Genomic DNA, 12,436 nt, shown 5'->3' with positions numbered 1-12,436 from the left:
TTAAGTATAGAATTCAAAACTAAAATTTATAGAATATGTTTTTGTGCTTTGTAAGAAGAACGCACTAATGCACCACTTTCCACATGGCGAAAGCCCAATTCTAAACCAATTTTTTCGTACTTGGCAAATTGGTCTGGCGTTATGTATTCTTTTACGGGAAGGTGTTTTTTACTCGGTTGCAAATATTGCCCGATCGTAACCACATCCACATTTGCAGCACGTAAATCATGTAAAGTTTGAATGACTTCTTCTTCTAATTCGCCTAAACCTAGCATAATTCCAGACTTAGTTCTTCTAATGCCTTTTTCTTTCAAATAACGCAATACTTCTAAACTTCTATCGTATTTGGCTTGAATGCGTACTTCGCGCGTCAAACGTCTAACGGTTTCCATATTATGAGAAACCACTTCTGGGTTGGCTTCAACTATCCGGTCTATGTTTCTTTCTATTCCTTGAAAGTCAGGGATTAGTGTTTCTAACGTTGTAGTTGGATTCATACGTCGAATGGCTTTTACAGTTTCAATCCAAATGATGGATCCACCATCTTTTAAATCATCTCGATCCACGCTCGTTACTACCGCGTGTTTGATGTTCATGATTTTAATAGATCGAGCCACTTTTTCAGGTTCATCCCAATCTACGGTTTCCGGTCTACCGGTTTTTACGCCACAAAATCCACATGAACGGGTACACGTATTACCCAAAATCATGAAAGTTGCAGTTCCTTCTCCCCAACACTCACCCATATTCGGGCAACTTCCCGAAGTACAAATGGTGTTTAAAGAATATTTGTCCACTAATCCTCTAAGTTCAGTATATTTTTTGCCGATAGGTAATTTTACCTTCAGCCATTTTGGTTTTCCTGTTGGAAGTATATTTGATTCTAAAACGGTTTCCATGGGTACATTTTTTGAAGGTACAAAGATACATATATAGATTTTAAAACTTCCTTAAACAAAACAAAATACTAAATGATTCCAAAAGCAAAACCGCATCAATTATAATTACTGCGGTTTCTATTTAATTTGGAGTTTCACTAATTTCGTTCTACTACAATGGGTAAATTATATGATGTACGAACTGGTTTTCCATTTAAAATTCCTGGATACCACTTGGTTTTTAGGTTTTTCAATACGCGGATGGCTTCTTTGTCTAAACCAAAGCCAGGATTTCTGATGACTTGAATGTCGGTCATTGTGCCATCTTTTTCGATTACAAAAGAAACGTAGACCTTAATAGTTTTGGATAATTCTGACTCAGGTGCTCTGAAATTTTTGGCTACATAGGTGTAGAAATTATTCATGCCTCCAGGAAAGGCAGGCTGTTTATCTAAAACAGCGGTAATAACCACACCGCCATCATTTTCTGCTCTACCTGAATCAGGAGTAGTTTTTGTTCCACCTTTTACACCACTGTCTTCAGCACCTTGTATTGCTCCATCAATTGGTTCTGCATAAGGTTCATGTGCTTCGTCATTAGTAGCAATTTCAGTTGTAGCGTTTTGTGCATTGGTAATTTTTGGATCGATTAAATTGGACTTATTGACTTCCGGCTTAGTTTTGTTGTTTTTCTTTTGAATTAGAGGAGCTACCGCTTTAGTTTCTGGTTGTTTTTCTGGCGGGTACACAAGAGAAGACATTTCTATAGGAGTAATAATTGGACCATGTACTACAGCTGCTGCAGTAGGTGTTCCAAATAGGTTCATTATCATAGGAAGTGATGCTGCAAATGTGAGTAGCAAACAGCCAATTCCTAATGCTATTAAAGTAGTTTTTGGATTTTCTTGACGCAGCTGGTACGCTCCATAGTCCTTGTTACGGTTTTCAAAAACAAGGTCAATCCATTGATTGCTGAAAATGCTTTGATTTGTCATGGTAAAATAAATTAGGGTTAAAGTAGAAGTGTTTCATGACAAATGGATTATTTATAGTTTTAACGCAATTGCTGTTGTGTTTATTGCGTACGAACATCAAATAACTTGAATATCGGGTAAATTTAGGATATAAGTAGTATTTTTTGGAGATAGTTGTTAGCCTTTTTGCGCTAAAATTGTAAGTATTTCGGAGCACCTACAAAATAATTATAGCCCTGACAGGAAGGATAATATTCCCGATGTCCTTGCGAAGTACGAATCAATCATTTGAGGATTTGGAAGTAAGGAATATGGAAAAGATTGCTTCAAAACTCGCAATGAACAGCCTAAGCCATTCGTTCCAAATAATCTTAGCGGTGGTCTTTGATAATTTCTGCTAATAGCTTTTTTGCACGTAGTAATTTAATCTTAACGTTGCTTAAAGGTTCTTGGATTTTATCGGAAATTTCTTGATATGTAAGTTCTTGAAAATACCGCAACTGAATGACTTCTTGGTAGTGCGGTTTTAATTCCTTGATGTAAAGTAGTAATTGCGATAAATTTTGTTCGGTAATCAATTCGTCTTCTGCAGAAGGAGTGGAGTCGGCAATATTGTAGGCTTGGTAATCTTCCGCTTCGGTCATTTCTACAAATAAAGATGATTTTTTTTTGCGTAATAAATCAATATGCACGTTTTTTGCTATAGCAATAAGCCATGTATTGAACTGAAATTCAGGATTGTAATTGCTGATTTTGTCAAAGGCTTTTGCAAACGTTTCAATGGTAATATCCTCTGCATCGGTTTCATTCTCAGTACGTTTGAGCATAAAACCATAGACCTCATTCCAATAATGATCCAACAAAAAAGTGAAGGCAATTTGATCGCCATTTTTTGCTTTTTCTATTCTAGTTTTTATTTCCAATTTACGGGTTTCGAAAAGAGATTGGTAATGAAGATATTTAGTTGTGTGAAGATAAGCACAATTTCGATAATGGGATACCAAAACATGACATCTTTTTCATTTAATTTTCCCGCGCCAAAACCAAGTGAAATCCAAGAAAATAAATAACGGAATGCCACCAAGCTTACCACTGCAATCCATTGAAATTGAAAAATCAGTAAAACAATAGGTAAAATAAATGTCAACAATTGCGTCAAGAAGAAAAGTCCCAATTGCATTTTATCGAACGTTTTATAATACGAAGCGGTTGAAACGTGTCTTCTTTTTTGCGTAAACCATTCGCCAAAAGTTGTTTTTGGTTCAGAGTAAGTAAAACTTTCTGGCGTATAACATACGGTAGTGTTTTTTCGGTTGGCTGCTTGATTGATAAATAAATCATCGTCTCCTGACCGAATTTTCATGTGGTCAATAAAGCCGTTCACATTGAAAAATTCTTCTCGCTTGTACGCCATGTTTCTACCAATTCCCATATACGGTTGTCCAGCGCGAGCCCACGATAAGTATTGAACCGCAGTTAAAAATGTCTCAAATCGAATGATTTTATTGAGAAATGATTTTGGAATTTTCTCGTAAGCGCCATACCCTAAAACAATGGTTTTTTGCATGGTAAAATGTGAACTCATTTCTGCAATCCAATTGGTGGAATTGGGATAGCAATCGGCATCAGTGAAAAGTAAATACTCTTTTGTTGCCGCTTTAATTCCAAGTGTTAATGCGAATTTTTTATTTCCCCAAAAAGCTTCGTTGTTTTCTACTTTGACCAACTTGACGTTGGCATATTGCTTTTCAAATTCTTCAAAAATATCTAGTGTGTTATCGCTTGAAGCATCATCAATTAAGATAATTTCAAAATCCGGGTAGTTTTGTTGTGCGAGTAAAGGAATGAATTTAACTACATTTTCTGCCTCGTTTTTAGCACATACGATTACAGAAATCGGAATTTTTTTCAGGTTGTTTTGCTTTGCTTTGACAAAAGAAAACTTACCAAAAATCACGATGTAATACAAAAATTGAATTGCAACAACAGCTACAAAAATCCAAAAAAGTACAGTTAATATCATGTTTTTCCACTGGTTAAAATCGGGTGCAAAAGTAGGTAAAAGTTTAATGTAAAATACGGCTTTTTAAAAACATTTTGTGGAGTATTCAAAATGCTTTTTGAAACTCGATTTAAGGTGCTAATTTTAAATATTTTTAAATCACATTCACTTCCGCCTCAATCCGAATGCCAAATTTCTTAAAAACCGTTTGCTGAATGTCTCTTGAAACGGCTAGAATTTCTTGTCCCGTTGCATTTCCATAATTTACCAAAACAAGTGCTTGATTTTTATGAATTCCCGCATCGCCAAATCGCTTTCCTTTAAATCCGGATTGTTCAATAAGCCAACCTGCAGGAACTTTTACCTCTGTTTCTGAAACTTCGTAAAATTTCATTTCTGGAAATTTAGCGTGAATGGGTTCAAATTCAGTTTTCAACACAATCGGATTTTTGAAAAAACTACCACTGTTTCCCAATTCTTTCGGGTCGGGAAGTTTACTTTTTCGAATCGCAATTACCGCATTACTGACGTCTTTTAAAGTGGGTTCAGTCACATTTTGATTGGCTAATTCGGCAATAATGTCGCCGTAAGAGGTTTTGATAGCGTGATTTCTCTTAGTTAATTTAAAAACTACAGAGGTAATAATGTATTGATCTTTCAATTCTTGTTTAAAAATACTTTCGCGGTAGCCAAAATTACATTCGGAAAGTGTAAAGGTTTTCATTTCCTGCGTGTCCATGTTCATGGCTTCGCAAGATGCAAACGTATCTTTAATTTCGGTTCCATAAGCACCAATATTTTGGACAGGTGTCGTACCTACATTGCCTGGAATTAGCGACATGTTTTCCAATCCTCCAAAATCAAGATTCAATGTAAAGAGCACAAATTCATGCCAATTTTCACCGGCTTGACTTTCCACCCATACATGGTCCTCGGTTTCTTTAATGACTTTTTTGCCTTTTAAATCCACGTGAATAACCAACGCATCAATGTCTTTAGTTAACAACATGTTACTTCCGCCTCCTAAAATAAATTTCTTTTTTGTCTTATTTTCCTGCAAAACGCTGCGCAATTGATCCACCGAATGAACGGCAACAAATTCTTTTGCCTTTGCTTCAATGCCAAATGTATTGTGATTTTTTAGTGAAAAATGTTGAAGGATATCCATAATTGCAGACGTGAATTTTAAAGGTCAAATTTAATGCAATTAAACTACTTTCAAATCAAAAATCCTTTTATTTTTTAGCTTGAAAATCGGTAATAAGTTGATGGTACTGCTCTGAAATTACTTTCATATTTGAGCTGTAATTTGCTTTTTCTTCAATAAATTGTCGATTTTCATGCACCGCTTTTATTCTAAATTCTGGATTGTGAAAAGCCCAAATAAGTTCTTCTGCCAAATGATTTGCATCATCTATGGCAATTAACTGTCCGTTTTTGCGATGCTCAATCCAGCTTTGGTTTCCTTCAATATTAGTCACAATTGGATAGCAGCCACAAGCCATGGCTTCAAATAAAGAGGCCGATACGCCTTCCGTATTTGGCATGCTGATATAAAAATCGGATTCTTGTAACAGTTTTGGTAGCAAGGTGTTTTCAACTCTTCCTACAAAAGAAACTTTATCTGAAATCTGTAATGCTGCAGCCAATTGTTCTAAATTGCTTTTTTGAGTGCCATCGCCCACAATTATCAATTCAAAATTTATTTTCTGCTGATTCATTTTGGCGAAAGCCTTTAAAATAATTTCGTGGCGGTATTCTGGAAGTAGGGAACGAGTGACAATAGCAGTTATTTTATCGGAATTCTTGAGGTTTGCTTGAAATTCAAAGTGTTTCAAATTAATTCCCTTTGGTAAAACCAAAACTTTACGCATGTCCACATTTACTCGTTTCATGTGTGCAGCCATAATCGGACCCCAAGCGTGAATCAGATCGGCGTTTTTGAATGCGTAATTTTGCAACCATCTTTTGAGATGAATTGAAATGGAATTTTCGGGCCACAAATCGGTTTTTCCTTGTTGAGCAATGGCAATCGGGTGCATTCCTGAAATGGCTGCCAGAAAACCGTAACTTGTGGTTCTTTCTGCAATGACCATATCGGGAAGCTCTTTTTTTATAAGTTGTCTGATTTTAAATAGCGAAAGATAAAACTCAGCAAACCTGAAAATCCGTTTGATTTTGCTTTTACTCGAATTTTGCAATTCCCAAGTAATGATTTCAAAATTGCCATATTCCTTCAATCCATTCATCCATGTTATGGCGTCGGCTCGGTAAGTTTCGCCTAGAAAAAGGATTTTTCGCTTCTGCATGACTATTCTTCGGTAGTCAACGCTCGATTGATGAAATCATTAAGCGGTTTTAAAACGATGAGTTTTGCAACGGTGTCTTTTACAAAATTTGGTTTCGTTGCTTCTTTATAATCAAATTTTTGTGTAGCCACAAAGCTTTTTAATTTTAGAAATTCAATAGCTACATGGTCTTTTTCGTAATCTTTTGGCGCGTTTTTTAAACTGTTGGTCGTGTCTAAAGCCCCAAAAATAGTCTTGAATGATTTTTCATTTACAATTTCTTCCAAATCTTCGTAGAAAAATGCAATTTCCTTCCTGATTTTTTTCAAGTCATCTGCTTCTGGCGAATAACAACCTGCAGCTAAAAAACTTTCTGTTTTACCAATATGAATGTAATATCCCGCCCGATTGGAACCTTTTGCACCAGACGACATCCAAACGCCCAAGTGATTTTTATACGGAGTTTTGTCTTTAGAAAATCGAATGTCACGGTTGATTCTAAACGTGCAATTTTTTACTTCCAACAATTCTAAGGAAGGATCTAAAGGTTTCATGGCTTCTAAAAAGTCGGCCACAAGATTTTGATAATCGGCTTTAAATGTATCGTACCGTTTCTTATTGTCCAAAAACCAATCGCGGTTATTATTCAGCGTTAAGTCGTCTATAAATTGTAAAGATTCTTTTGAAAGCATGTTATATTTTTTATCAAAGCTATTGCGTTCACTTTATTTTGACTTACAAACCTTACTTTAATTTATGCTTACTCAAAGATACTTGTGTAAAATATGAGTCAAGAATGCATTTGTAATATTTGATACTGTCTAAAATTTGCAACCATTAAAAAGTAAAATTAGTGATTTCTTCTGATTTAAAGGTTAAATATTCGATAAGTCTGATTGGCAGATTTAATGATGTTTTCGGTGCGTTCTGGATGTGTGTCGGAAATAAACAATTGTCCAAACTGCTCATCGTCAATCATTTTAATGATTTTTTCAACACGACTTTCGTCCAATTTGTCAAAAATGTCGTCAAAAAGTAAAATGGGATTTTCGCCACTTTCTTTTTTTACAAATTCAAATTGCGCTAATTTCAACGCAATTAGAAACGACTTTTGTTGTCCTTGCGACCCGAATTTTTTAATTGGAAACTCGTCAATTTCAAAAAGTAAATCGTCTTTATGAATTCCAACACTAGTGTATTGCAATGCACGGTCTTTGCCGAGATTTTCTTGTAAAAGTTGCAGCAAATCAGCATGGTGCAAACTACTTTCGTACACCAATCGCACTTGTTCTGCCGAACCTGTAATGGCATGATGGTGTTTTTTGAAAATAGGAATAAAGGCTTCGATGAAACTTTTTCTTTTTTCAAAAATAATTTGCCCCAAATGAGTCAATTGCTCATTATATATACTTAAAGTATCTTGCTCGAAAACATGATTTAGAGCAAAATATTTCAGTAAAGCATTTCTTTGGCTGATAATTTTCTGGTATTGAATCAGTTGTTGCAAATATGGTGCGTCCAATTGAGAAATGACGCTGTCAATAAATTTTCGACGTGTTTCGCTACCTTCAATTATTAGATCTTGATCGGCTGGCGAAATAATAACTAAAGGTATAAAGCCGATATGATCTGAAAACTTCTCGTATAACTTTCCATTTCGCTTTAAAATTTTCTTCTGGCCTTTTTTTAAACTGCACAAAATTTGTTCCGTACGATCTTGTTTAGAAAATTCGGCGTCTACGACAAAGAATTCTTCGCCATGACGGATATTTTGAACTGCTAAAGGATTAAAATAACTTTTTCCGAAGGCAAGATGGTAGATGGCATCAAGTACATTGGTCTTGCCAATTCCATTTTTGCCCACAAAACAGTTGATTTTTGGGTCAAAATCGAAATCAATTTCAGAAAAATTTTTATAATTGAAGAGGGATAATTTTTTTAAATACATTGTAAAAAGCCTACTTTTAGGAAGAAATTTGCTGTAAAGTAACAAAAAAATGATGGTATTTTTAGAGCGGTTTTAAAATATTAAAAAATATCAATGGAAACTCCTTTCAAATATCAATAAAAATTTTATTTTTGCACCTCACTAAATTAAAACTAAATGGCAACGTATAATAAAAGAGGATACAAAGCACCTAAACCAAAGGAAGATAAAATTGAGGATCAATTTGCTGATAATGATGTTGCTATTGATGCAAACGACAGTACAACAGCTGAAGTCTTTAATTCTTTGGACGAGTCTGCTTCCCGTACTGAAGATTTTGTTGCTAGAAATCAAAAATTAATTTTAGGTATTGTAGGTGTTTTAGCAGTTGCTGCTATTGTTTACATGCTTTATGCAAAATTTGTAGTAGAGCCAAATGAGGTAGATGCAACGAATGAAATGTATGTAGCACAAAAGAATTTTGACGCAGCTACGCAAGGTACTGCATCTGATTCGCTATACAATTTAGCTTTAAACGGTGCCGAAGGTAAATTAGGGTTTATCAAAATTGCTGATGAATACTCTGGAACTGCAGCAGGAAATCTTGCTAATTATTATGCGGGAATGGCATATTTGAATACGGGGAAATTTGATCAAGCAATTACGTATTTAGATAAATTTAGTTCGGATGATGTAATGTTAAAAGCATTGGCATTTGGAGCAATTGGAGATGCGCATTCGCAAAAAAATCAAATGAAAGAAGCTTTAGATTTTTATAAAAAAGCAGCTTCATCAGATGAAAATGAATTTACAACACCACGTTTTACTTTAAAAGCAGGAAAAGCGGCTTTGACTTTAGGAAATAAAGAAGAAGCATTGAAATTGTTTACAGATATCAAAGAAAAATATGAAGCAACGACTGAAGCACAAGGAATTGATGCTTTGATCGGATTAGCACAATAAATTCTTTTACTTTTCAGATATTCTAACTACTTTTAGACTGAAATTTAAAACGAACAAAAATGGCTACTGCAAATAAAGATTTATCCAATTACGATAAAAATAAAATCCCAAGCGCGAAAGATTTTCGGTTTGGGATTCTTGTTTCTGAATGGAACCACCACATTACTGAAGGCCTTTTCTCTGGTGCAATTACGGCACTTTTAGATTGTGGTGCTTCTCAGGAAAAAATCATCCGTTGGAATGTTCCCGGAAGTTTTGAACTTGTATATGGTGCAAAAAAAATGATTGAGACACAAAAGCCTGACGTGGTTATTGTGATAGGGAGTGTGATTAAAGGCGAAACCCAACATTTTGATTTTGTGTGTGACGGCGTGACGCAAGGGATTAAAGACTTAAACGTTTTGTCTGATGTTCCTGTTATTTTCTGTGTTCTGACGGATAATACAGAACAGCAATCTATTGATCGAAGTGGAGGAATTCATGGAAACAAAGGAACCGAAGCGGCAATTGCTGCTATAAAAATGGCATTTCTGCGTTATCAATCCAGTTTTAGCTACCAATTTCACAGTAGTAAAATGATAGAGGATCATCAACTCCTATTGGAAGAAAGTGTCAAAAAGATTGAAAAATTATAAGTTTTAAATCTATTCCAGAATTTCTAAAACCTGTGGCTGCAAAGTGACAGGTTTTTTAATTTAATTATGATTTCATAAGGGAAACAAACCGATATAAAATCGTTAAATTTGTACCACTTTGTTTAAAAAAAATCAACTTAAAAATTTCATTAATGTCGAGCGTTATCCAATTACTTCCTGATCATGTTGCCAACCAAATTGCTGCTGGAGAAGTAGTGCAAAGGCCGGCTTCCGTGGTGAAAGAGTTGTTGGAAAATGCGGTAGATGCTAAAGCAACCGACATTAAATTGATCATAAAAGACGCTGGTAAATCACTGGTTCAGGTCATTGATAATGGCGTAGGAATGAGTGTTACAGACGCGCGATTGTGTTTTGAGCGTCATGCGACTTCAAAAATAAGGCTGGCAGAAGATTTGTTTTCCTTGCATACCAAAGGTTTCCGAGGCGAAGCTTTGGCATCCATTGCGGCAATTGCTCATGTGGAAATGAAAACAAAGCAAGATCAAGAAGAGTTGGGACATCACATTGTGATTGAAGGCAGTAAATTGGTTTCGCAAGAATTATCTGTTTTGCCGAAAGGTACTTCTTTTGCCATCAAAAATTTATTTTTTAATATTCCTGCACGACGCAATTTTTTAAAATCGGATCTTGTGGAACACCGCCATATTGTGGATGAATTTCAGCGTGTAGCTTTGGCACATCCCAATATTTATTTTACCTTTTACCACAACGGAAGTGAATTGTTTAATTTGCCTCCAAGTAATTCACGGCAACGGATTGTGAATATTTTTTCTGGAAAAACCAATGAAAAGTTGGTTCCAGTAGAAGAAACCACGGAAATTGTAACCATAAAAGGTTTTGTGAGTAAACCTGAATTTGCTAAAAAAAGTCGTGGGGAACAGTTTTTCTTTGTAAATAACCGCTACATAAAAAGTGGATATTTACATCACGCAGTTACTGCCGCGTATGATGGTTTGTTGAAAGACGGTTGTCAACCGAGTTACTTTTTGTACCTCGAAGTGCCGCCACATTCTATTGATATTAATATTCATCCTACAAAAACGGAGATTAAATTTGACGATGAACACGCATTGTACGCTATTTTGCGATCTTCTATCAAGCACAGTTTGGGACAATTTAATGTTGCACCTGTTTTGGATTTTGACCGCGATGCCAATTTAGATACCCCGTACGAATATAAGAATAGAGAAAGTGCGTTTCCAACAATTCAGGTGGATGGGAATTATAATCCTTTTTCGAATCAACAGACAGAACGCTCAGTTACGGCAACTAATTTCAGAACGCCAACACGAAACAGCCCAAGTTGGGAAAGTTTATATGTTGGTCTGAATTCGGCAGTTGACGTTTTTCCAGAATCCGATGAGATGGAAATGGAAAGCGAAACTGTTACTTCTTCACTTTTTGATGATGTGGATGTGCAAAAAGTGGTAAATAAAACCTATCAAATTCATAAAAAGTATATTGTCAATCCGATTAAATCGGGAATGGTAATTGTGGATCAGCAACGGGCACATCAACGTGTTCTGTACGAACAGTTTTTATCCAACATGACCATTCATCATGCTTCCAGTCAGCAGTTATTATTTCCACTGCGATTGTATTTTTCGTCAAATGAAATGCATTTGTTTGCGGAGTTGAAAGAAGCTTTAGCAAATACTGGATTTGTCTTTGAGGAAACGCAAGACGATTATATTTTAATTTCAGGAATTCCGGTCAATGTAATTGAAAGTGAAGTGTCTATATTATTGGAACAGCTTTTAAGTGATTTACAAGATGGTATTCCAGAAAATAGTTTCAGCCAAAACGATTCTATTGCAAAATCAATGGCTAAAAGTTTAGCCGTAAAAACCGGCAGTTATTTAACCGAAAAAGAACAAGAAAACTTGGTCAACGGACTTTTTGCCTGTAAAGACCCCAATGTTTCTCCGTTCCAAAAACCAACTTTTATCACGATACGTGTTGAAGATTTAGATAAAAAATTTGCTATATGATGAACATCACACCAACTGTTAAGCAGTTATTGATTATAAATATTATTTTTTACATTGGTTCCCAAGTTTTAGGGGATCAGGTGTATGAGTTATTCTCACTTTACTTTTTTGAAAACGCAAAGTTTCAGGTATGGCAGCCGTTGACACACATGTTTATGCATGCAAAAATGCCAAATATCACACATATTTTGTTCAATATGTTTGCACTTTATTCTTTTGGAAGTGCTCTGGAAACATTTTGGGGACCGAAAAAGTTTTTATTTTTTTACATCTCTTGTGGTTTGGGAGCGGCCTTATTGCATTTAGGTGTAAATTACTATGAGTTCCATTCTGGATTAGATCTTCTGACGGATGCAGGATTTTCAAAAACTAATATTTATAGTTTGCTAAACGCGGGTAATATTGATAGCCGTTGGCAAGATGTAATTGGAAACGCCGGCGTAAATAGCTTAGCAAGTTCTTTTGTAGTACCAGCTGTTGGAGCTTCGGGTGCTATTTATGGATTGCTGGTTGCTTTTGCGTACATGTTTCCAAATGCCGAATTGGGTATAATGTTTATTCCAATTCCAATTAAAGCAAAATATTTTGTACCTGGAATATTGTTGATTGATTTAATCTTAGGTTTTAAAGGTGATGCAATCTTTAGCGGTGGTTCTGGTATAGCACATTTTGCGCATTTGGGTGGTGCATTGACAGGGTTTTTGATGATGTGGTATTGGAAAAAAACGCAGTTTAATAACAATCGTTGGAATTAAAA

Annotated in this window: 12 protein-coding genes; 4 read left to right on the top strand and 8 right to left on the bottom strand. The window is 35.4% G+C overall.

Translation table 11 applies throughout. The features are described 5' to 3' along the window. Positions 1-26: 26 nt before the first annotated feature. The 8 genes from lipA to recF all read right to left on the bottom strand — a co-directional run bounded on the left by lipA (position 27) and on the right by recF (position 8,090). On the bottom strand, positions 27-899 hold the full coding sequence (gene lipA / locus H602_RS0108130) for a lipoyl synthase (protein ID WP_026977571.1): 873 nt from the start codon (positions 897-899) through the stop codon (positions 27-29). Positions 900-1,036: 137 nt separating this feature from the next. Beyond that, complete coding sequence (locus H602_RS0108125) at positions 1,037-1,873, bottom strand: energy transducer TonB (protein ID WP_026977570.1); 837 nt, start codon at positions 1,871-1,873, stop codon at positions 1,037-1,039. A 350-nt stretch (positions 1,874-2,223) separates the two neighbouring features. Beyond that, complete coding sequence (locus tag H602_RS0108120; protein WP_026977569.1) at positions 2,224-2,775, bottom strand: RNA polymerase sigma factor; 552 nt, start codon at positions 2,773-2,775, stop codon at positions 2,224-2,226. Next, a complete protein-coding gene (locus H602_RS0108115; protein WP_026977568.1) occupies positions 2,766-3,872 on the bottom strand; it encodes a glycosyltransferase in 1,107 nt (368 codons plus the stop codon). Before H602_RS0108115 ends, H602_RS0108120 begins: the two co-directional genes overlap by 10 nt. Before the next feature lie 136 nt (positions 3,873-4,008). Then, a complete protein-coding gene (gene murB, locus H602_RS0108110) occupies positions 4,009-5,022 on the bottom strand; it encodes a UDP-N-acetylmuramate dehydrogenase (RefSeq protein WP_026977567.1) in 1,014 nt (337 codons plus the stop codon). Positions 5,023-5,089: 67 nt separating this feature from the next. Next, positions 5,090-6,163: a glycosyltransferase family 4 protein gene (locus H602_RS0108105; protein ID WP_026977566.1), complete on the bottom strand. Its 1,074-nt coding sequence runs from the start codon at positions 6,161-6,163 to the stop codon at positions 5,090-5,092. A gap of 2 nt (positions 6,164-6,165) precedes the next feature. Beyond that, positions 6,166-6,834 (bottom strand): DUF2461 domain-containing protein, encoded by a 669-nt coding sequence (locus tag H602_RS0108100; protein WP_026977565.1) that lies wholly within the window; start codon positions 6,832-6,834, stop codon positions 6,166-6,168. A gap of 176 nt (positions 6,835-7,010) precedes the next feature. Continuing rightward, positions 7,011-8,090, bottom strand: a complete 1,080-nt coding sequence (gene recF, locus H602_RS0108095) for a DNA replication/repair protein RecF (RefSeq protein WP_026977564.1) — start codon at positions 8,088-8,090, stop codon at positions 7,011-7,013. Between the two features lie 156 nt (positions 8,091-8,246). Here recF and H602_RS0108090 point away from each other — a divergent pair, with 156 nt between their 5' ends. The 4 genes from H602_RS0108090 (at position 8,247) to H602_RS0108075 (ending at position 12,434) form a co-directional block, all read left to right on the top strand. Beyond that, positions 8,247-9,032 carry a tetratricopeptide repeat protein gene (locus H602_RS0108090; protein WP_026977563.1) on the top strand — a complete coding sequence of 262 codons (786 nt, stop codon included), beginning with the start codon at positions 8,247-8,249 and terminating at the stop codon, positions 9,030-9,032. Positions 9,033-9,091: 59 nt separating this feature from the next. After that, a complete protein-coding gene (ribH, locus tag H602_RS0108085) occupies positions 9,092-9,667 on the top strand; it encodes a 6,7-dimethyl-8-ribityllumazine synthase (RefSeq protein WP_026977562.1) in 576 nt (191 codons plus the stop codon). Between the two features lie 152 nt (positions 9,668-9,819). Beyond that, positions 9,820-11,679, top strand: a complete 1,860-nt coding sequence (gene mutL / locus H602_RS0108080; RefSeq protein ID WP_026977561.1) for a DNA mismatch repair endonuclease MutL — start codon at positions 9,820-9,822, stop codon at positions 11,677-11,679. Then, positions 11,679-12,434, top strand: a complete 756-nt coding sequence (locus H602_RS0108075; protein ID WP_026977560.1) for a rhomboid family intramembrane serine protease — start codon at positions 11,679-11,681, stop codon at positions 12,432-12,434. Before mutL ends, H602_RS0108075 begins: the two co-directional genes overlap by 1 nt. Positions 12,435-12,436 lie beyond the last annotated feature (2 nt).

It is taken from the genome of Flavobacterium tegetincola DSM 22377 (assembly GCF_000425485.1).
Taxonomy (GTDB): domain Bacteria; phylum Bacteroidota; class Bacteroidia; order Flavobacteriales; family Flavobacteriaceae; genus Flavobacterium; species Flavobacterium tegetincola.
Note: the sequence above shows the minus strand (reverse complement) of the source record. Positions and strands in the feature narration are given on the sequence as shown.

Excerpts from the sequence above, each read along its gene's own strand:
- ribH (WP_026977562.1), top strand. The coding sequence starts at position 9,092 with ATGGCTACTGCAAATAAAGATTTATCCAATTACGATAAAAATAAAATC.
- murB (WP_026977567.1), bottom strand. The coding sequence starts at position 5,022 with ATGGATATCCTTCAACATTTTTCACTAAAAAATCACAATACATTTGGC.
- lipA (WP_026977571.1), bottom strand. The coding sequence starts at position 899 with ATGGAAACCGTTTTAGAATCAAATATACTTCCAACAGGAAAACCAAAA.
- H602_RS0108125 (WP_026977570.1), bottom strand. The coding sequence starts at position 1,873 with ATGACAAATCAAAGCATTTTCAGCAATCAATGGATTGACCTTGTTTTT.
- H602_RS0108075 (WP_026977560.1), top strand. The coding sequence starts at position 11,679 with ATGAACATCACACCAACTGTTAAGCAGTTATTGATTATAAATATTATT.
- H602_RS0108090 (WP_026977563.1), top strand. The coding sequence starts at position 8,247 with ATGGCAACGTATAATAAAAGAGGATACAAAGCACCTAAACCAAAGGAA.
- H602_RS0108105 (WP_026977566.1), bottom strand. The coding sequence starts at position 6,163 with ATGCAGAAGCGAAAAATCCTTTTTCTAGGCGAAACTTACCGAGCCGAC.
- mutL (WP_026977561.1), top strand. The coding sequence starts at position 9,820 with ATGTCGAGCGTTATCCAATTACTTCCTGATCATGTTGCCAACCAAATT.
- recF (WP_026977564.1), bottom strand. The coding sequence starts at position 8,090 with ATGTATTTAAAAAAATTATCCCTCTTCAATTATAAAAATTTTTCTGAA.
- H602_RS0108100 (WP_026977565.1), bottom strand. The coding sequence starts at position 6,834 with ATGCTTTCAAAAGAATCTTTACAATTTATAGACGACTTAACGCTGAAT.